The 20,972-nt window shown below is 61.0% G+C and carries 14 protein-coding genes and 1 pseudogene; 11 read left to right on the top strand and 4 right to left on the bottom strand.

What is annotated here, in order from left to right:
• Window positions 1–797: 797 nt before the first annotated feature.
• Both HGP14_RS23545 and HGP14_RS23540 read left to right on the top strand, forming a co-directional pair.
• Window positions 798–1,193, top strand: a complete 396-nt coding sequence (locus tag HGP14_RS23545; RefSeq protein WP_168832296.1) for an alpha/beta hydrolase — start codon at window positions 798–800, stop codon at window positions 1,191–1,193.
• Window positions 1,194–1,198: 5 nt separating this feature from the next.
• Complete coding sequence (locus tag HGP14_RS23540) at window positions 1,199–1,537, top strand: hypothetical protein (protein WP_168832295.1); 339 nt, start codon at window positions 1,199–1,201, stop codon at window positions 1,535–1,537.
• Window positions 1,538–1,659: 122 nt separating this feature from the next.
• Here the strand turns inward: HGP14_RS23540 and HGP14_RS23535 are convergent, their stop codons facing one another.
• Together HGP14_RS23535 and HGP14_RS23530 are read right to left on the bottom strand one after the other, a co-directional pair.
• Window positions 1,660–2,637 (bottom strand): NAD(P)H-quinone oxidoreductase, encoded by a 978-nt coding sequence (locus HGP14_RS23535; RefSeq protein WP_168832294.1) that lies wholly within the window; start codon window positions 2,635–2,637, stop codon window positions 1,660–1,662.
• A 38-nt stretch (window positions 2,638–2,675) separates the two neighbouring features.
• On the bottom strand, window positions 2,676–4,007 hold the full coding sequence (locus HGP14_RS23530) for an MFS transporter (RefSeq protein ID WP_168832293.1): 1,332 nt from the start codon (window positions 4,005–4,007) through the stop codon (window positions 2,676–2,678).
• 345 nt (window positions 4,008–4,352) lie between these two features.
• Here HGP14_RS23530 and HGP14_RS23525 point away from each other — a divergent pair, with 345 nt between their 5' ends.
• The 7 genes from HGP14_RS23525 (at window position 4,353) to HGP14_RS23495 (ending at window position 11,733) form a co-directional block, all read left to right on the top strand.
• The gene (locus HGP14_RS23525; protein ID WP_168832292.1) at window positions 4,353–5,192 is read left to right on the top strand and encodes a fumarylacetoacetate hydrolase family protein; all 840 of its coding nucleotides are present in this window, start codon (window positions 4,353–4,355) and stop codon (window positions 5,190–5,192) included.
• A gap of 66 nt (window positions 5,193–5,258) precedes the next feature.
• Window positions 5,259–6,239 carry a VOC family protein gene (locus tag HGP14_RS23520; RefSeq protein ID WP_168832291.1) on the top strand — a complete coding sequence of 327 codons (981 nt, stop codon included), beginning with the start codon at window positions 5,259–5,261 and terminating at the stop codon, window positions 6,237–6,239.
• Between the two features lie 31 nt (window positions 6,240–6,270).
• The gene (locus HGP14_RS23515; RefSeq protein WP_168832290.1) at window positions 6,271–7,779 is read left to right on the top strand and encodes a bifunctional 3-(3-hydroxy-phenyl)propionate/3-hydroxycinnamic acid hydroxylase; all 1,509 of its coding nucleotides are present in this window, start codon (window positions 6,271–6,273) and stop codon (window positions 7,777–7,779) included.
• Between the two features lie 137 nt (window positions 7,780–7,916).
• Window positions 7,917–8,720: a DNA-binding transcriptional regulator gene (locus tag HGP14_RS23510; RefSeq protein ID WP_168832289.1), complete on the top strand. Its 804-nt coding sequence runs from the start codon at window positions 7,917–7,919 to the stop codon at window positions 8,718–8,720.
• A 111-nt stretch (window positions 8,721–8,831) separates the two neighbouring features.
• Window positions 8,832–9,842, top strand: coding sequence for a substrate-binding domain-containing protein (locus HGP14_RS23505; protein WP_168832288.1), 1,011 nt, complete (start codon window positions 8,832–8,834; stop codon window positions 9,840–9,842).
• Between the two features lie 53 nt (window positions 9,843–9,895).
• Window positions 9,896–10,690, top strand: coding sequence for an ATP-binding cassette domain-containing protein (locus HGP14_RS23500; RefSeq protein ID WP_168832287.1), 795 nt, complete (start codon window positions 9,896–9,898; stop codon window positions 10,688–10,690).
• Window positions 10,687–11,733 carry an ABC transporter permease gene (locus tag HGP14_RS23495; protein WP_168832286.1) on the top strand — a complete coding sequence of 349 codons (1,047 nt, stop codon included), beginning with the start codon at window positions 10,687–10,689 and terminating at the stop codon, window positions 11,731–11,733. The genes HGP14_RS23500 and HGP14_RS23495 overlap by 4 nt, the downstream gene beginning before the upstream one ends.
• 39 nt (window positions 11,734–11,772) lie before the next feature.
• Here HGP14_RS23495 and HGP14_RS23490 read toward each other — a convergent pair whose 3' ends face one another.
• Together HGP14_RS23490 and HGP14_RS36485 are read right to left on the bottom strand one after the other, a co-directional pair.
• Window positions 11,773–17,304 (bottom strand): AAA family ATPase, encoded by a 5,532-nt coding sequence (locus tag HGP14_RS23490; protein WP_168832285.1) that lies wholly within the window; start codon window positions 17,302–17,304, stop codon window positions 11,773–11,775.
• 256 nt (window positions 17,305–17,560) lie between these two features.
• Window positions 17,561–17,820 (bottom strand): annotated as a pseudogene (locus HGP14_RS36485) (hypothetical protein); the annotation flags it as partial.
• A gap of 583 nt (window positions 17,821–18,403) precedes the next feature.
• Between HGP14_RS36485 and HGP14_RS35675 the strand changes: the two are divergent.
• Both HGP14_RS35675 and HGP14_RS23480 read left to right on the top strand, forming a co-directional pair.
• On the top strand, window positions 18,404–18,550 hold the full coding sequence (locus HGP14_RS35675; RefSeq protein ID WP_246704561.1) for a hypothetical protein: 147 nt from the start codon (window positions 18,404–18,406) through the stop codon (window positions 18,548–18,550).
• A 62-nt stretch (window positions 18,551–18,612) separates the two neighbouring features.
• Window positions 18,613–20,514, top strand: coding sequence for a potassium transporter Kup (locus tag HGP14_RS23480; protein ID WP_205927304.1), 1,902 nt, complete (start codon window positions 18,613–18,615; stop codon window positions 20,512–20,514).
• The last annotated feature ends 458 nt before the right edge of the window (window positions 20,515–20,972 follow it).

The raw sequence follows: 20,972 nt of genomic DNA, 5'->3' as shown, positions 1-20,972 counted from the left end.
ATCAAGAGCGGCCAGCACTTCTTGAAGCTCGGGACGAACGACCACCGTCACATACTCGTTTCCGCCGTTATTTTCGTCTTTGCTCGTCCAGAATCCGACTACCGTCACAACGCGGACCTCGTTGGTACTGTCATCGATGTAGCGATAAGGGTGAAGCTGGCCCCATTAAACGAGAGCGACGTCACCGCGCCGGTTGCCGAGGAAGCGAGCGAGCGCGAAGGCGGGTGCGTGCGGCACTCCCAAGCTTATGGAAGTTCTCAAACCGTTCGACGTACTCCGCTGGCCATGGCATGTGGCCTTTGGGCTTCGGAAGTTTATGTTGCTCGATGTCTTTCCCAACGTTCCGCAGACACCATTTCTTTATTACCGCGGCGGTGTAGAGCTTGCGAATGAGAATCGCGACACGTTTCGCCTTTTGGGGGGAGTGGCTAGCCACCTGACTGCGCAATGGTGGTAAGATTTCCTCCTCAGGCGTGGCAATTTCCACCTCTCCGAATGTCGCCATTGTCTCGGGAGAGATCCGAGCTTCAAGGAAGATTTTCGCGTCGGCTTGCCCACCGCATAGCGCGCTTCCCCGCCGCCGGCGGCGAAATGATCAAGGATCGTGTGAACAAAGTGACGCTCGCCCCCATCGAGGAGTTCCGATGCGATTCCGACCTCTTTGGCGAGCTTGTGCGGGTGAAACTGCCCAATTGCAGATGCGCAGGGCATTCGAACGAGGATTCCAGACAAGGGAGGCAGAGCTGGCGCTTGCTCCCCTTCTCGGCTCACTTAACCGCTGAAACAGGACTCGATCAATGTTCAAGAAACACGACCTACGCTTCCCCGCCGAGGGAGGAATCGAGCTCTCCGCGTGGCTGTTCGTTCCGGAGGGACACAAGCTGCCACTTCCCGCCATCACGATGGCGCACGGATATGCCGGGACGAAATATCATGGCATCGAGCCCATCGCGGAAGCCTTCGCAGAAGCTGGTTTCGTAGTGCTGGTGCATGATCATCGCGGCTTCGGTGTGACCGATCGGCGATTGAAAGCTGTCGTCTCGCAGGTTCCAACAATCGACGGGCATGCCGCGGGCCTGCGCCGCGTCTCCCTTCCAGACGCGTTCGCCGCCCGGCTGACCGAGCGGCGCATTCTGGGACATGCTCCGCAGCGCGTACCGATTGGAGATGGCTGGACCTGCGCCGCACAGTGATCTGCATGGTCATAGACTGCGAAACGGATCCGGAGGATGCCCTCTACGCCACAGCAGACAGTGACGATGCGATAATCCGCGAGGCGCTGAACAGGCACGCCGATGCTCTTGACTCGATCATGCAGCAGCACCGGGCTACGGCGGCCAACACAGCCGGCAGCCGCGAAGGACGGATCCTACCGTTTCTGGTCCTGGCGAGGGCGCCGGATCACGCGGGCGGCGCGGACCTTCTCGACGGACTCCACAAGGAGTTCTGCTCGCCCTTCTCGATCCTGACCAGGATCTGCCGGCTCAACCTGGCCAGACTAACCCGAAACCGCGATGCTGTCCCTCTCAATCGTTAAGATCTCAGGATCGCGACATCGACCGGGAGGGCGAAGACACGGTCATGCTCCTGATCCAGAAGCTTCCGACGGCAGCGGTGCTCTCCTCGATGCCTTCGGTCTGGTGCAAGCCCTGTCGCGTTCTAAACGACGGTCAAGACAATTTTCCCCATCGTCGCGCCACTCTCAAGCAGCCGATGGGCGGCCTCAACCTTTTCCAGTGGAAACGTCTTGCCGACTGAGGAACGGATATGGTTGTTCGCAACGAGCGGCAATACATCGTGTGACACCAGCTTTGCGATGCGCGCCTTCTCCGCCTTCGACAGGGGGCGCAGGGTGGAACCGACGAGGGTCAGGCGTCGTCGTAGAAGCGGCTCCAGATCCGCGGAAATCTTGCGTCCGCCCTGAAGCGAAATGATCGCGCAACGACCGTCGGCTGCCATCGCCTTGAGATTGCGGTCGATATAGTCGCCGCCAACCATGTCCAGCACGACATCGACCCCTCGCCCCCTGGTCGCTTCGGAGATGCCCTCAACGAAATCAACGCTGCGATAGTTGATGGCCACGTCGGCGCCTAGCGTTTGGCAGTAAGCGCATTTTTCGTCCGAACCGGCGGTCACGGCCACCTTTGCACCCATCGCCTTGGCACGCTGGATCGCGTGGCTTCCAATGCCGCTCGAGCCACCGTGAATGAGGACCCATTCGTGTCGTTTCAGGGCCGCCCGTTCAACCAGGTTGTATTCCACCGTCATTGCGACCTCGGGAAGCGCGGCGGCGGTGATGAAGTCGATCTCGTCGGGAAGCGCGATGATCTGATCGGCTTCGGCGATCGCGTAGTCGGCGTAACCGCCGCCGTGGACGAGCGAGCACACCCGTTGACCGGGTTTCAGCCCAAGGCCGTCTCCGACCGCCTCGACCGTCCCCGCGACTTCAAGGCCAAGCGTCGGGTTAGCATCGGGCGGCACCGGATAGGTGCCGCGCCTTTGAGAAATGTCGGGCCGATTCACACCGGCCACGTGAACCTTGATCAACACCTGGCCTGCTGCGGGAGCAGGCAGCGGCAGACGCTGGATTACCATGGCCTCGGGGCCGCCGGGAGCCGGACAGCGGACGGCGCGCATCGTTCGAGTTTCGGAGCAATGTTTCAAGTCGAGCATCCTTACGCTTTGGCCGCGGAGATCCGGCTGTTCCTGTAGGTCATGTGCAAGCCGACCGTGGCGACCGCGGAAAGCGCCATGACGATTGCGAAGAACCGATAGGCGTCGAAGGGCGTCCAGTAGCTGGAGAGCATGTATCCCGTCAGCAGCGGCGCCAGAATGGCTACGCCGCGTCCGAAGCCGATCATCAGGCCGACACCCGTGCCGCGCAGCACCGTCGGATAGATTGTCGGGCTGATGGCGTAGAAGGCCGCAACGCCACCATTGGCGCAGATGCCGATGACGAAGGCGAGCATCATGGCGGCAGAGACGACGCCGCTGAACTGGGCATAAAGCGTGAATGCCACCCCGCCGAGCACCAACAGCAGGATCGTCGCGAGCCGTCCGTTAATCCAAAGCGTCAGGAGACCGTAGAGAACGGCCCCCAGCACGCCGCCGAACTGGATCAGCATGGCGATCCGGACGCCGAGATAGGCGTCGCCCGTGGCGTCGGAAATAATCTTGGCGGTCCAGGTGTTGGCGAAATAGAAGGACGAGATAAGAAGCGCGTAACCAATCCAAAGAAAGGCCGTGCGCGCAAGGAGTGGTGGCTGCAAGAGTTCACCAACGCCCGACTTCTTAGTGAGGCTTTCCGACGAGGCCCTCGCTTGCGGGAGAACATCAACCGGCGCGTACCCCATGCGGGCGGCAATACGGTTATAAGTCTTCAGGGCATCCTTGGGCCTGCGATGAACAAGATATTCGATCGATTCAGGAAGATAGAACAGGACCACAAGAAGCATCGCGCCCGTTAGGAGAGAGCCGAAGAAGAAGGGTGCCTGCCAGCCAAATGACTTCAGCATTGGCGCCATTGCGAAACCGGCCAGGGCGGAACCCATGGGCAGACCGGCGCCGTAGAGTCCCATGACGAGACCGCGCCGCCTGTCGGAGGAATACTCCGAAACGATGATGTTAAGACTGGAGATCATCGCGCCGATGAACAGCCCTGCCGCCGCACGAACGGCGACGAGCTGCCACAATGAAGCGCAAAGACCCGAAACCGCCATCAGCGTGGTAATGGCGGCGAGGCAGAGCAACACGTGCCTGCGGCGGCCGATCTTGTCTGCGAGCGGAGACACGAACAAGGCTCCGAGCGCCATCCCGAAGATGCCGGCGCTCAGAAGATAGCCGACCTGCGAATTCGGCAGATTCCAGGCCCTCGCAATTGTCGGCATCGAAAACGGCATGGCGACGACTTCGTAGCCGTCGATCATGGCGAGCAGGACACACATCAGGCAGATCCAGATCTGTGCTGGGCGCATCGGCCCGTTTTTTATAGATTCATCGAGTGTCATGAGCCCTAAACCTCCCTATGGGCAAGCGAATTACAAACCGCAACGAAACGCGCAGTGTCATTCGCCTCTCTTAGTCGAAGGCGGCAGACGCTCTGATGCTGTTTTGGCGGTTCCTCCACCACCCGGCGGTCCTCGCCTTTTCGCGACAGCGCGCACCGCAGCGTAACTCCGCCGGCAATGTTCGTGGAAACGGCGACTTTTGAAACAGGCAGTTCGAAACCGTCCGCCAGGCGGACGCATAACGTCGTGTCCGCCTGGCGGACAAAATGGACGTGGCGATTGTCACGAGGCGTGGCGGCGGAGTTTATATCGCGCCAAGTCAACGGTCAAAATTGGAGTTACTCAATGCGCCTCGTATCTTTCGAAACCGACGGTCGCCGAACTTATGGCCTTTTCCGGGAAGACCGGGTTCATGAGGCAACATCTGCTTTTCGTGCATCCTATCCCGACTTGCGCTTGGTCTTCACTGCGGGCAAGGCCACCGAAATCGAAGTCGAAGCGAAAGGTCTCGCTTTCGCGGATGTGATGCTGCTGTCGCCCATACCGAACCCGGACAAGATCATCTGTGTCGGCCTGAATTATGCCAACCACATAAAGGAAACCGGGCGCGAGAAACCGAAATACCCGTCGATCTTCACCCGCTACCCTTCGTCGGTGCTCGGGAGCGGCGTCCCGCTTCTCAAGCCCGCCTGCTCGGATGAATTCGACTATGAGGGCGAGCTCGCGGTCATCATCGGCAAAGCGGGCCGCAACATTGCCGCCTCGAAAGCCAAGGAACATATTCTCGGTTATTCCTGTTTCAACGACGGCACGATCCGCGACTTCCAGCGCCACACAACGCAGTTCTGGTCCGGAAAGAGTTTCGACGATACCGGTTCTATGGGGCCATGGATCGTCACTGCCGACGAACTGCCGAACCCGGAAAACGGACATCTGCGCACCGTTCTGAACGGTCAGGAAGTTCAAACGACGCCGATTGCGGACCTCGCCTTCTCAATTGGCGAAATCATCGAGTACGTATCAACGGTCACAAGGCTACTGCCAGGAGACGTAATCGCCACCGGTACGCCCGGCGGCGTCGGACGATTTCGGACGCCGCCCCTCTACATGTTCGAGGGCGACCGCATCGACGTCGAGATCACCGGAATCGGCACGCTGTCGAACCCGATTGCGTCGGCGAACTGACGGCTGCGGAGCGCGGCCATCCACCCGCGCTCCGCAGCAGGGAGAGGACCGCTTGAGGAGGACAACGTGGCAATCAACGCACTAGGATACATCGGCATCCGCTCAGACAAGCTTTCCGACTGGGGCGATTTCGCGGGCCGGCTGCTAGGGATGCAGCGCATCGACCGCTCGTCGCAAGAGCTGGCCTTCCGTATGGACGACCGGATGCAGCGGCTGTTCGTTATGAACGAGCCGGGCGAGACTCTGTCAAGCATGGGGTGGGAGGTGGAATTCGAAAGCGACCTCGATCTTTATGGGAAACGGCTCGAACAGGCAGGAACGCGCGTTCGGCACGCCACCCGAACCGAATGCGACCGACGCTTCTGCGCGGCCATGATTCTGTTCGACGACCCGATGGGCAACCGGGTGGAGTTGATCTGGAAGCCGATGATCGCTTCCGACCCCTTCGTTCCGGGGCGACCGGTGTCCGGTTTCGTGACCGGCCCCGTCGGCATGGGCCACGCAGTCCTCCACGTCCGGAACATCGAGATCATGATGCCGTTCTACCGTGACAATCTTGATTTCCACGTTACCGACTACGGCCTGCAGCCCTACGCGCTGTACTTCTTTCACGTCAACAGTCGTCACCACAGCTTCGCGATGGTCGGTTCGGGCGGACAAGGCTTCCATCATTTCATGGTCGAGTTCCGGAACCTGGACGACGTCGGTCAGGGCTATGATATCGCCACGCAACGAGAGGATTGCATTGCCTACACCCTCGGCCGCCACACGAACGACTACATGACGTCGTTTTACGCGAATTCCCCCTCGGGCTTCTTCGTCGAAAACGGCTGGGGCGGCCGGGTCATCGATCCAGCGGCCTGGGAACCGCACGAAACCGCCGACGGCCCTTCCTTCTGGGGACATGAACGCCTCTACCTGTCCGAAGAGGGCGGCAGGAAGCGCCTGCGCGAGATGCGCATGGACGCGGCGGCTCGGGGCGTCCAGGCGCCGCCGGTCGCGGATTGTCCGTGGCTGTTCAACGAACTCGCCCGCTCCGGACGCTGATGCATCCGCACTGATTTTGGGAGGACAAGACATGACACACGAGATTACGCATTACGACGTCATCATCGTCGGATGCGGCCCCGTCGGGGCGACCCTCGCGCACATCCTTGGGCAAGCCGATGTGCGAGTACTGTTGCTCGATCGAGAGAATGCCGCCTATCATCTTCCGCGCGCCGTTCATTTTGACGACGAGGTGATGCGGACGTTCCAGCAGATCGGGATCGCCAAGGAACTGGAAGCCGTGTGCCGCCTCAACGTCGGCATGCGCTTCGTCGATCCCGACGGCACTATCCTGCTGGATTGGCCGCGCCCTGCGGAGGTGACGGCTTTGGGCTGGCATTCGAGCTATCGCGTGCACCAGCCGGACCTTGAACATATCCTGCGCGATCGCCTGCAATCCTATCCCGCCGTGACCCTGAAAACGCGGTGTGAAGCCTTCTTTATCCAGGAGGACGACGAAGGGGTGGACCTACGCTACGAGGACATGAGCTGCGGTCAAATCCGCCGCGTTCGCGCCCGCTACGTCGTGGGCTGCGACGGCGCGCGTTCATTCATTCGCCGTTTCATCGAAACCGGCATGGAGGATCTCGGATTCCACGAGCGGTGGCTGGTCGTGGACGTTCTGCTGAGAGGGGAAAAGCCGGAGCTTGGCGACTGGTCTCTCCAGCATTGCGATCCCGCCCGCCCCTCGACCTACGTCCGTGGACCGAACAACCGGCGCCGCTGGGAATTGACCGTCCTGCCGGACGAGGACAGTACCGCGATTGCCCGTCCGGAAAACGTCTGGCCGCTTCTCTCGAAATGGGTGACGCCCGAAGAGGCGCACATCGAACGCACGGCCGTCTACTGGTTCCATTCCCTGGTCGCCGACGAGTGGCAGCGCGGGCGCTTGTTCATCGCAGGTGACGCGGCCCACCAGACCCCGCCCTTCATGGGGCAAGGCATGTGCGCCGGCATTCGGGACATCGCCAACCTCGGCTGGAAGCTGATCCGCTGTCTGCGGGCCGGACACGATTCCGCACTTCTTGGCACATACGCCACCGAGCGTCGGGAAAACGCCCGGACATTCATCGCGACGGCAGTCAGGCTTGGCGGGCTGATCAACACAAAGGACCCGCGTTCCGCCCTCACCGCCGCCTTCCCGAGAGCGGAAGGCGGCGCGAAAATGGAGTCAGTTTATCCGCCGATCGGTCCCGGCCTTTTGAGCCATTCCGCACCGCTTTTCGGCCAGCCGCTCATGCGGGATGGGACGCTGACCGACGATGTCACCGGCTATGGCTTTTCCTTTTTGTTCGCGGATTCCTTCCTCGCCGGTCTCGATAGGCAGCTCATCGAGCAGGCCCAGCGCATGGGAACCATCTTGCGCGTCTCGCAAACAAGGGATGGCGCCGTCCATCTCGCCGGCGCGGCCGCAGCGGTCATTCGGCCAGACCGCTACCTTCTGGCCAAGGTAAACTCCCCGGAGGAGCTGGCATTGGCGCTCGAACTCATCCCAAATAGGGTCGACGCCGAAACGACAAGGCTGCGCAACATCGCCTGAGAGGCTGAAGGCCACATTTTCGATCTTGGTTTCGGCATATGATATGGTCGGTTGCTGGCGGTTGTGGGACCCGGTCGGCACTGCGCAACAGCGTCGCTTCCTCGCGACCGCCGGCGACCGGAGGAGAACATCGGAACATGCCAAAGACGCGGAGCAATGCAGGCCAAAGCGGTGTGCGCGCTCTGGTGCGCGGGCTTGCTGTGCTGCGCGAAGTAAACCTTCTCGGAGAGGCGCGTCCGGGCGAAATCGCGACCAGGCTCGGTCTCCCGCGCCCAACCGTGTACCGCCTGCTCCAGACCCTTGAGGAGGAAGGATTCGTCGTGTTTTCCTCCACCAACAACCGGGTCCGCGTCACGCGCTATGCGGCCAGTCTTGGCGATGGCTCGGCGGCGATGTCCGCCATCTGTCAGGCCGCGGGTCCGCTCTTTTCCGAGTACTTGCCGAAAATCGTCTGGCCGCTCGACCTGAGTGTCTATGAAAGCGCGGCGATGGTGATTCAGGAAACCACCCACGGGCGCAGCCCGCTGTCTGTCGACAGGGGCATGATCGGCTACCGCATGCCCGTCCTCAGGACATCGGCGGGACGGGCCTACCTCGCGTTCATATCCGATGAGGAGCGTAGGCTTGTCGTGGAGCATATCCGACGGCTCGCTGTGCCTGAAGACCTTTCATTTCTGGAAGCCATCGATCTGAACGATCTGCTGGCCGATATCCGAGCGAGGGGCTATGCTATCCGCGAGGCAGGCGAATTCCGACCGAATACGTCGTCAATAGCAGTACCGGTGAAATTGGACGGCGTAACGACAGCATGCGTCTCGATCATATGGATCCGGTCCGCTCTCTCGATCAAGGAGGCGACGACCCGATACGTGGAACCGTTGATGGAGATTGCCGAAAGGCTTGCCGCAGCCGTAGGGACCGAGCAGCGCGCTTCCGCGTAGTTCCAGTTGCCGTGGGGCGCTTGCCGCCCTCGCGAATGGTATCCCGGTGTGACACGGACGAAACGGAGAAGCGGCAAAACAAGCGATACGATGATTGGCGGAGGAGCTAATATGAGGATCGTGCTGACCCTGTTCCAACGATCGTGCATCGCGATCTGCGCGGCCGCGCTGCTGGGTATCATGAGTTCAATCCCGGCACAGGCACTGGACGGCAAATGGTGCAAGGACGTCCACATCCGTTTCTTTGTGGGGGGCGCGGAGGGCGATGCGTTTGGAACCATCGTCTACAACGGGGCGAAGCAGGCGCAGGCCGACCTCGGGCCCAAGGTCGATTATATCTTCTCGCGCTGGGACGTCGAGGTGATGACCCAGCAGCTCCGCGAAGCCGTTGCGGTGAAGCCCGACGGCATTGCGATGATGGGTCATCCGGGCGATGCCGCAATCATGCCGCTCGCTGAGCAGGCGGCGAAGGCCGGCATCAAGATGATGTATCAGAACGTTCCGGTGCCGAAGGTGGTGGCCGCTTTCGGCGGCGGTTATATCGGCGCGCAGCAGGAGGAGCAAGGCCGCGCCCTTGGAGTCGAGGCGATCAAGCTTGCAGATCTCAAGCCCGGCGACAAGGCGATCATGATCGGCCCCTTCGAAAACGAGAACCGCGGCGCGCGCGAACGCGGCACGCGAGCGATCTTGAAGGAAGCGGGCTTAGAAGTAATCGATATCAGCACCCCCCCGGCCGGAGAATGGGCGTCTGACCCCAACCTTGCCATCCCTGTCATCACAGCGGCGCTCCTCAACAATCCCGATGTCAAGGCGGTCGGATATCCCGGCGGCCAGATGCTCGGAAACGTGCCGACCTACATGCAGGCAGCCAACAAGAAGCCGGGCGAGATCTTCAATTTCGGGTTCGATACAAGCCCGCAGATCGTCGAGGCGTTCAAGGATGGCTGGGTGCAGCTCGCGGCAGATCAGCAGCCATTCCTGCAGGGATATCTGCCTATCCTGAGCCTTTGTCAGCAGGTCGTGCTAGGCCTAGCGCCGATGAATGTCGACACCGGGGCGGGTTTCGTGACGCCGAAGAACTACGAGATGGTAGCCAAGCTGGCGCAGCAGTCGCTTCGCTGAGATCCCGGCGAGTGGTCGCTGCGAACGCTGGCCGCCTCGGAAAGGAGTGTTGCATGGCGGAGCATCTGATCGAGTTCCGCAACATCAAGAAGAGCTACGGCAGCGTTGACGCGCTCGGCGGGGTAGATCTTTTCGTCGATGAGGGCGAAGTCCTCGGCCTAATTGGCGACAATGGCGCTGGCAAATCGACACTGATCAAGATTCTCGCGGGCGTCGTGAGACCGACGAGCGGTGAGATTATCGTGCGCGGAAGACCCGTCTCCGGGTGGAATGCAGCGCGGTCGCGCGAGGCCGGCATCGAGACCGTATTTCAGGACCGCGCCCTCGCGCTCCAGCAATCGATCGTCCATAACATCTTCATGGGCTGTGAGCTCGCCGGAATGTTCGGCTGGATCAAGGTGAAGCGGCAGCTCGCCGAGGCGGACCGGCTCATGCGGGAGATCGGGTTCACTTCGAAGGTCTTTACGCCGCGTTCGATCGTCGGGCAGCTCTCGGGCGGCGAGCGCCAGGGTGTGGCGATCGCCCGCGCCATCTACAAGCAGGCGGACCTCATCGTCCTTGACGAGCCGACCACGGCCCTCTCGCTGGCCGAAACGGCGAAAGTGTTCCACTTCATGCGGCAGGTGCGGGCGAGCGGCCGATCCATCATTTTCATAGGCCACAACATCCACCACGTCTTCGACATCGCCGACCGCTTCGCCGTGCTTGATCGGGGTAAGATCGTGCTCGATAAGGACCGGTCGAAGGTGAAATCTGCCGAAGAGTTGATTGGTTTCATGGAACGTGTCGCGCACCCGGCAAGTGCCGGTGGGCGCCGCACTGCGGTAGCAGGCGGAGCGGTGCCATGACGGGTCTGGCGGATGAGAGCCGGTCGAGGAGCCCGACCGGGGATGCCACCCAGGCCGAGGCGAACTGGTGTCACCCTTCCGAGTATCGGCTTCGCCGCCTCGTCGTCGAGAACCGGGCAGCGCTCGGCACGCTCGCGGTGTTTGTCGTGATGATGTCGGTCTTCATCGCCGCCAATCCGGCCGTGTTCATGAACTGGTCGATCTACAGCTCCGTTCTGACCACAGTTCCAGTGGCGCTCTTTGTCGTCGTGCCCCTCGTCTTCGTGGTAACGGGCGGCGAGATCGATCTCTCCTTCCCAGCGGTGATGGGATTCTCGTCGTGGATATTCGCGCTGTCGGTGCAGGCTGGCTTCGATCCCTTCGTTGGTCTGGCAGCAGCGATCCTGACCGGGCTGGTTCTCGGGTTCTGCGTCGGCGCTTTGGTCGTCTATGCCGGCCTGTCCTCGCTCGTAGCCACGCTCGGCATGAACTTTCTCCTGCGAGGCCTCATTCAGATCGTGAATGAAGGCAAGTCGATAGCGCTTGTCACGCTTGCCCATAGTCTGGCCTACGAGATCTTCTCAAGTGAGATCCTCGGCGTGCCGGTGCAGATCTTCTGGGCGGTCGGCTTTGTTATCTTGGCGGCTCTCCTCTATAACCGGCACCGCTTCGGAGCGCACGTCAAGGTCGTCGGCGACAACCCGGACAGTGCCGCGCAAATGGGAATCAACGTGAAACGCGTGCGCGTGAAGCTCTTCGTCTTCATGGGTATCGGCGCAGCGATCGGCGGAACCTTCTCCACCATGATCAACTTTACCTGGTGGCCGACCGCCGGCGATGGTTATCTCCTGCCCGTGCTTACCTCCGTCTTCGTGGGCGGCACACCCACCTGGGGCGGTGTCGGCACCGTGATAGGCGGCGCGATAGGCGCGCTCACCGTCGCCTTTATTCAGACCGGGGTTGTGGCAGCAGGGCTTAGCGGCTTCTACGTACAGTTCTTCAACGGCCTGATCATCATTCTCTCGCTTATAGGCCACCGCTGGAACCAGGCTCGCTACCGGTAACCTGCCGCTGACCGATGATGCCAAGTGTTCTGGTTGTGATCACAAAGCCGACATCTGGCCATTCTGTCTGACGGGAGCGCGTTCATCTCTCTCTGCTGGCAATGTAAACTGAAACACGGCGCCCCGAGGCTCATTCGCGCTTGCCCACAAACGGCCCCCATGCGCCTCGATGATTGACCGGCAGATCGCTAGACCCATGCCGAGTCCCTCTGCTTTCGTCGTATAAAACGGCTCGAAAACCCGCTCCGCACCTTGCCCGCTGAGCCCGATGCCGGCGTCCTTCACCGCGACCTCCACTGCTCCGGAGGCCTCGGACCGGGAGGCAATCACCAGCTCGCGCGGCGAGTCTGCCACGTCCTTCATCGCCTCGATGCCGTTCATCACCAGATTGATGATTACTTGCTGCAACTGCACCCGGTCGCCTGCCACCTGCGGCAGGTCGTCCGTCAGCTCGGTCCGTAGCATGATCCGATGGCCGCTCAACTCACCCTGGACGAAGGCGACCACATCTCGGATTAGCTCAGTCAGGTCCACCCGCTCGCGGACGCCGTCTCTCTTTTTCAGGAGTGCGCGCATTCCCGCGATCACGTCGCTGGCGCGGTACCCGTCCCGTACGATACGGGCCAGTGTCTCCCGCGCCTCGTCGAGATTGGGAGGCTGAGCGGCCAGCCAGCGCAGCGCAGCATTGGCATTGGTGACGATAGCGCCTAACGGCTGATTGACCTCGTGGGCGATGGAAGAAGTGAGTACTCCTACCGTAGTCACCCGCGAGACATGTGTGAGCTCAGCCTGCGCCTGCTGCAGCGCCTCTTCGGCGCGCTTGCGTTCGGTCAAGTCGAGCACGAAAGTAACGCCTTCGTCCTCGTTTCCCTCGAAGCTCGCCCCGCCGATCAGCACGGGTACACGGCTGCCGTCTTTGCGCAGATATTCCTTCTCCACAGGCGGCAGAATGCCGGTTTCTTTCAGGTCAGGGATCCATTGTCGCATGTCCCGATCAAGCCATTCCTCAGGGGTCAGATCGGTCCAACGGATGCGGCCAGAGACGAGATCCTCACGATCGTAGCCGATCAGGTGGAGAAATGCGTCGTTAGCGTCTAGAATCTGGCCCTCGAGAGAAAAAATGAAGATTCCAATGATGTTGGCGTCGACCAGCCGCCGAATTCTGGCTTCGCGTCCTGCGAGATCTTCGTACAGCCGCGTATTCTCCAGCGCGGTCGCGGCCTGCGAGGCGAGCAGCTTCAAAACCGCGATCCGGCCCGGAGTGAAGACGCGGGGCGCCAGATTGTTCTCGAGATAGAGGAGCGCGATCAGCCTGCCCTGCTTGACGAGTGGCAGGCAGAGTACCGAACGGGGCATGGTGTCCCGTATGTATTCGTCGGACCAGGTATTCTCGGTGCAGGCATCGTCGACGATAACCGCTTCGCCGGTCCGCGCGACGAAGTTGACGATCGCCTCGGGCACGGGCATCGTTCCGGCAAGCGGGCGCAGGCCCACGGCGACATCCCTGGCGGTGGTCTCGGCCACGGCCTCGACCGTGAGCTTTCCGCCGTTTGGAACAAGCAGCACCCCCCGCCCTGCGCCAGCATGCTCGAGAGCCGTGCGCATCAGCCTGTCGATCAGCTTTTCAAGTACGATCTCGCCCGATACGGCTTCCGAGATCTTGATTACGGTTGCGAGGTCGAGTTGCTCGACCGGTGCCCCGATCGTGCTCTTTGGAGCGGCAGGGTCTTCTTCCCCACTCAGGTAAGGATAGAGCTGGTCGAGTTGCCGAACCTTACCGTCCGCCCCCCAGCGCAGATAACAGTTACGCGCGTTGCGGAAATAGAGACGAGAGAAGTCCTCGAAGCCTCGCGCCGCATAAAAGCGGCCGGCGAGTTCATATGCGAGCGCTTCATGATGAACGAAGCCGTTGTCGCGCGCCGATCGGATAGCTTGTTCGTAGAGACGGGCGGCGTCGATTTCGCAGCCTTCAATCCGCGCTATCTCGGCGCCGACCAGCGCGGCTCGGTTCTCGAAGTTTTCAGGGCAATTCTTCGCATAGATCTGAAGCTGTCGGTGGTGGCCGGCCAGAGCCTCTATATGCCGCCCCCGCTGGTCGGCCACATCAGAGTCGAAACAGGCGGCGCGGGCCAATGCGCCATAGAAATGATGCTCCGGCGTTTCTTCGAAATGCGACACCGATGTCCATGGTAGCCGCTGCGCCCGCAATGACGCATCGACGGCTGCCTGATAGTCGCCGGCAAAAAACCGCGCCTGGAGTTTTCTGACGCAGTAGCAGGTTTCCGCAAGAATCAAATTCGGATCCTTCGAAAATCGGCGTTCGGTCTCAAGTTCGTCGAATCCATAGTCGTCGTCGAAGGAGCCGAATTTCCGCGTCAGGCCGCGCAGCGTCCGGACGAGGCCGAGCTGCGCACTGGCAAGATCCATGACGAACTGGAACCGCACCTTCCGCGCAAAATTGAGGCCAATCTCTGCCTGGCGTTGCACTTCGATCAACGGATCTCCCGCCGCCAGCAGGTTCGAATTCAAGCTGGCATAGCTGTATCCGGCAAAGGTGAGGTCGCCGCTCTGGTTGGCAATTTCAAGCGCTCGCCGCAAGATGTCGCGGCCGGTTCGAATGTGTCTTGTCCACGGTATGACATGGGCCCCGAAGTCCTTGTAAGTCCTCGCTTGGAAGCGCTTCAGGTCGCGTTCTTCGGTCAGTTGGCAGCCGAGCCGACCGAAGCGAAATCCGGCCGCATAATCGCCGAAGCGGGGCCCGGCAATATAACCAAGCGACACATAGTGGTAGCAGGAACCATCGCTGTTGCCGCGCTGGAGGCTCAGATTAACAGCCAGGCAGATTGCCATGCATGCAAGATTCGCGTCGGTATGCCATACCGCCCCAACGAGCCGGGTGAGAATATCCAGCGCCGCGGGGGATGCCGGATCGCTCATTAATGGCAGCTCAATGAGCTCCTCGATCGTACGGCTCCCGAGTTGCGACCAGACCCGGTCGTATTCCCGTTGCACCTCCTCGTTGGCCGGATGTGGCGACCAATCGATGCCGAGATGCTGTCTCAGGTAATCGAGACCGACGGCGGCCGAGCGATCGGTCTGACCGAGCGCAGCATAGAGATCGATGCGTAGGCAGGCGACAGTAGCTTGGTCGTCGGTGCAGACAGCACACTTGGAAAGCTGTGCCAACCGCTCCTCCGCGTCCGCCAGTGCGCCAATGAGGAACTCGCATTCCGCTCGGTTCAGTTCAAGCGCGAAGGCCAGTTGGTGCTGGCGCTCCCAGGCGTCTTCTGGCAGCAGTGTCGTGCCGGCAACAAGATAGCTGAGCGCCGAGGCGTATGCCGTCGATGCCTTGGCGCGCTTGCCGGCCAGCAGATTGAACTCGGCCAATCGCTGGCGCTCCTCGTCTGAGGTGATCAGGGCGGCGCCGAGATTGAGCTGGCTGACGATGTCGAAAATATAATCGTCAATCAGTTCCGGCGCAGTGTTCGCGGCAAGCAGTCTCCCTATGCGAAGGTGCAACTCGCCGCGTCCCTCCTCCGGGATCAACGAATAGGCGGCTTCCTGAACGCGATCGTGGATAAACCGATAGACGCCGCCCTGACGCTCCAGCAGTCCATGAGCGACGGCATGCCAAAGGGGCTCGTGGACCTGCTCCTCGGGGGTTTCGAGGACGAGTGAAAGCATCGCGGTATCTGCGGTGTTGCCGAGACAGGCGAACTGCTGCAGCGCCTCCCGCGTTTCGGGCGGCAGGCGCGCGAGCTTTCCGACCATCAAGTCCACGACGTTGTCGGTGTATCCCTTGGCGTGAATGCGCTCGAGATCCCAGGACCAGCACCCGGCGTCATGATCGAAGAAGAGCATTCCCTCTTCAGCGAGTGAAGAAATGAACTGAATGGCGAAGAACGGGTTGCCGCCCGCCTTGTCGTGCACCAGTCGTGCTAGTGGCGCGGCCCGCTCGGGTTCGCAGTGAAGCGTGTCCGTAAGCAACTGCCCGAGGTGTTCGCGGGCGAGCGGTAGAAGCGTGATCTCCTCTACCCTGCCGCCCGCAGTCTTGATGGCCTCAAGCTTGCCGATTAGCGGGTGGGTGTCGGTCACTTCGTTGTCGCGATAGGCGCCAACGAGCATCAGGTGCCGGACATCCGACTGGCTTAATAGATCCTCCAGCAGATCGAGCGTCGCAGCATCGAGCCACTGCAGGTCATCCAGGAAGAGCGCCAGCGGATGCTCCGGCCGGGCGAAGACATCAATGAACCGCCGGAACACGAGCTGAAAACGGCGTTGCGCGTCTTGCGGCGGAAGCTCCTGGACCGGCTGCTGATCGCCGATGATGAGCTTCAGCTCGGGGACCAAGTCGACCATGAGCTGCCCATTGGGGCCGAGCGCGTCCAGAAGCGCGTCGCGCCAGAGTGCCAAATCGGCGTCGCTCTTCACGAGAAGTCCCCGGATGAGACTCTGAAAGGCCTGTGCCAGCGTCGAATACGGAATGTCGCGCTTGTACTGATCGAACTTGCCGGAGGCAAACAGACCGCGGGGCGGCACCAACTCTTTGTGCAGTTCGTAGACGACGGCGGACTTGCCGATGCCGGAATAACCGGAAACGAGCACCAGGTCCGGCTCGCCGCCTGCGACCACTCGCTCGAAGGCGGCGAGCAAGGTCTCGATCTCCCGCTTCCGCCCGTAGAGTTTTTCGGTGATCAGCAGGCGGTCGGGAATGTCGTGCTCGCCGAGCGGGAACTGGCGGATGCGGCTCTCGGTTCCCCACTGCTCAAGGCAGCGCATGAGGTCGCGCTCGAGCCCGGCGGCGGTCTGGTAGCGCTCCTCGGCCGTCTTGGCGAGCAGCTTCATCACGATGGCTGAGACGATAGCGGGGACTCCCTTCACCCGCTCGGTAGGCGGTACCGGCCATCGCGCGACGTGGCAATGCACCCATTCCATTGGATCGCCAGCCGTAAATGGCAGAACGCCGGTGAGCATTTGATAAAAGGTCACACCAAGCGAATAGAGGTCGCTGCGGGCATCGATCGACCGGTTCATGCGCCCGGTCTGCTCCGGCGCCATGTAGGCGAGCGTCCCGGCGATGACCTCGGGAGGCTCGGGCGAGTGCCGCTCGCGTGGCTGGCGCGAGGCGAGGCCGAAGCCGGTGAGCCGCGCCTCTGCGGCCGCGCCCGTCACCAATATATTGGTGGGTTTGAGATCCTTGTGGACGAGGCCGCGCTGATGGAGCTTGCCGAGAGCCGAGGCAATGGCAACGGCAAGTACTAGAAAGTGCCCCAATTCCATGGGCTCGCCGACGAGGCGGTCAAGCGGTTCGCCGCCGGGGTCCTCCAGCACAAGCATGCTCCGGCCGCTGTCGTGTCCGATTTCCAGCGGTAACACCGCCCATGCAGCGTCCAGCTCGTCCTTCAACTCATACTCGTGCACGAGGCGATCGAGGCTCGAGGGGGCCGGGTGCTCGGCGGCGGGCAGTACGGCCAACACGGCCTTCCACCTGCCGTCGGCACCTAGGCGCCGTCCCCGGCAGACCACGCGTTCGTCGTCCTCCCACAGGACTTGGAGACTGCTATTCTCCATCGGCGCCGATCCGAGAGGATGAGTCCAATTGCCGGACTCCACGCCCACCCCTGGCAGACTGGCGGCAAATTTTTGCGTCGGTTTTCATCTGCCCCAGTTTAGCTAGAGTGCATATTAGCACATTTCGTCATCGTGTGCCGAGTGCGGCCCTCTTCCGGAGCCCTCGGCGTTCTCCGATTCGCTGAACTTCCGCTTTGTGGCCGTGACGGGACCTTCGCGACATCAATGGCAAAAGATGTTGGCGCGATGCGGCAGCTTAAACGTCCGAGATCGATGGAAAATTCCTAGCCTTTACTTGCAAACTATCGATGTTGAGATCGGATAGGAAAATGTCCCTTGGCTTGACCGCCGCCGCCCTGTTGCGGATATCCGGAATTCCAGGAACCGGCGACTTCGTCCGCGGCCGGTCGGGAGCTTGAAGTCCATGTCGCGGTCTGCCAGACCGGAAAGGTCGTCAGAGAGGTCGAAAAGCTACTACGCTGCGAGATGGACGACGTCGCCTTCGCGCTGCACGCGCGTTTTTGATCGATGCGCCGCTTCTGCAGCCTGAACTGGACGAGCGTACCCCGGGGCTGAGCTCGGTGGATAGAATGAATGAGACAGAGCTCAAAAAGCTAGACTTCCAACATCAGGGTTCCATCCCGAGAACACTGGGACGGAATTCGGCCCTGCCGGGTGCGGGTCCGCTGGGGATTGTGTTCATCGGGATGCCTGAGAGCGTGACGGATCGACGGTGGCGCCGGCTTTCACGGCCCGGCTCAGCCGCGACCTACTTCCTGCCGCTATCCTCCTCGGCCCCTCCGTCTACGTGAAACTGGCGGAGACCTTCAACTGCGAAGGAAACCAGTTCATGAGCTGATATCTCACACGGCTCGAAGCCAGTGCTCCAACAATTCTGGGGTCCCATAAGACGACGATTGAGGCGATCTCGGCTTTACCGCGCCTGACGATGGCGGATTGGCCAGTGCAGCGGACCGCCTGAAAGAAACCGCGCTTAGACAACACCAGTTGATGCTGTAGGCACGTCACGGCGACTGCCAAATGTTCAACCTTAGTTGTTCTTGCTGCAGAAAGCAGTTGGCCGTCGTTCAGGCACTATCTGAAGCGACTTCAGGCCAATGTGGCGGAGCTCATTCGCGCCGGCATCGCGACCGAACAGTTCGCTCCGAGGAATGTTGACGCGGCCGCCTCGTGCTTTTGCGATCACCGACCATCATCATCCCTTTCGAACCAATGTCATTTCTGAGCGTTGCCGGTATCATTGGCATCGCCTACAAATCCGTTTACACCTCAGTCAGGACCTGTTCGTTGACCTACCCTCAACTGCGATCCGAAGACCCCGAACTCGACCATGAAACTCGGAGCGGTCTTCCTTCGCTCGTGCTCGCGGCTCTAGGTGTGGTCTATGGGGATATCGGCACCAGTCCGCTCTACGCCTTCAGGGAAGCGCTTCATGCGACGGCCGGCTCGGGCTCGCATCGTGACAACGTGCTGGGAATCCTATCACTCATCGTCTGGGCTCTGACGATCGTCGTGACAATAAAGTACGTCAGCTTCGTCCTGAAGGCCGACAATCGCGGCGAAGGAGGAACTCTCTCCCTGATGACGCTCGCGCGCGAGAGCCTTTCCGGTAGACCCGCATGGGTCCTGGTGCTTGGCGTCGCCGGAGCATCGCTCTTTCTCGGAGACGCAATCATCACTCCGGCGATCTCAGTCCTCTCGGCGGTCGAGGGCATTCAGGTCGTAGCCCCGGCTCTTTCCAACTGGGTGGTGCCGATCACGCTCACGATCATTGCAGTCCTGTTCTTCGTCCAGCGGTTCGGAACGGGCGGCGTCGCGTCGGTGTTCGGTCCGATCATGGCGCTCTGGTTCGCCGCTCTTGGGGTGAGCGGGGCGATCCACATCCTCGACGACCCGGCGATCCTTGGGGCGATCAATCCGCTCCACGCAATGCGGTATGTCGCGAGCAACATCCGCCTCGCGGTCGCCGTGCTGGGCGCGGTCTTCCTTGCGGTGACGGGCGCCGAGGCGCTCTACGTCGATCTTGGCCATTTTGGCAGACGTCCGATTGTGACGGCATGGTTCTCGCTCGTTTTTCCATGTCTTCTGCTCAACTACTTCGGGCAAGGGGCGTTCGTGCTCGCAAATCCCGGGATGGCCGCGCATCCCTTCTTCGGAATGCATCCGGAATGGGCGAGGATTCCTATCGTGTGCCTCGCCACCGCTGCGACGGTGATCGCAAGCCAGGCGGTCATCTCCGGCGCCTACTCCCTAGTCCGTCAGGCGATGCATCTGAACTTGCTGCCACGGCTGCAGATCTTGCATACATCGGAGACGCATTCCGGGCAGATCTTCATGCCGCAGGTCAACAGTCTGCTCTTCGTCTTCGTAGCCGCCCTCGTCGTCTTCTTCCAGAACTCCAGCGGTCTGTCGGCGGCCTACGGGATCGCGGTCACGGGTGAGATGCTTATCACATCGGTTCTGCTGTTCGTGGTCATGCGACGCGTCTGGGGCTGGAGGCCAGCGAGCGCTGCGGCGATCGTCGTCCCTCTTTTCCTGATCGACACCGGATTCTTCGCCGCCAACGTCGCCAAGTTCGCAGATGGCGGCTGGGTGCCTGTTCTCGTCTCGTCGACCATAATCCTGATCATGCAGACGTGGATGGCGGGGCGACGGCTGCTCGCCGCCCGCACGAAGGCAGACGAGATTCCTCTGGCAGTAATCATCGACAAGCTTGCGCAGAAGAAACCTCCGACAGTTCCGGGCACGGCCGTCTTCCTGACGAGCGATGTCGAGGGCGCGCCAACGGCACTCCTGCACAGCCTGAAGCACTACAAGGTCCTCCATGAACAGAACGTCATCCTCAGCGTCGTGACGACGACGAGGCCCTTCGTGCCGGACGATGAGAAGATTTTCCTGGAAAGCTTTAATCCTCTCTTCAGCCGTCTTGTCATCACCTTCGGCTACATGGAAACGCCCAACATTCCACGTGCACTTGTCCTTGTGCGCAAACTCGGGCTGAAGTTCGACATTATGTCTACGTCCTTCTTCCTGTCGCGCCGGACGATCCTTCCATCGAAGAAAGGAGGGATGCCCCTCTGGCAGGACCGGCTGTTCATTGCGCTCGCCCAGAACGCCAGCAATGCGACCGACTACTTTGGTCTTCCCACCGGCCGGGTCGTCGAACTCGGTCTTCAGACGGTGATCTAGCGCTGCGTCGATGAGCATCAGACATAAACGCGCCGCACCTCCATGGGAACGCAGATCTCGTTGCAGGTCCCTGATCCGAAGTCGAACTGGCAAAGGTCGATGCCTTCGTTGCGGAACTACAAGCGTCTGACCGCGTGAAGTTCTCAGTAAAGGAACAGAGGCCGAACGAGTTGCTGGACCACACCGCCGAAGAGGCACCGGCATCCTAAACAATCAATTGTACATCGGTGGCCTGATGTTCAACAGGCTGCCCTACCGCAAGAACCCCGTAAGCGAACGACGCGTGTCACGGCTTAATTCGCCCGAGCACCACGCCGTCCAGGAAGTGCCGTCACTTGTGAATGACTCGCTTGGGAAGAGAGTGAAGCGACGGCAAGCTAAGCTAACCAACGGATTGACCGCTTGGGGCCCGCACCATCATTCGGCGAAGTCACCTCCGCTGGGGACGCCAGCGCTGC

The organism is Rhizobium sp. P32RR-XVIII (assembly GCF_012641395.1).
Classification (GTDB): domain Bacteria; phylum Pseudomonadota; class Alphaproteobacteria; order Rhizobiales; family Rhizobiaceae; genus Rhizobium.
Note: the sequence above shows the minus strand (reverse complement) of the source record. Positions and strands in the feature narration are given on the sequence as shown.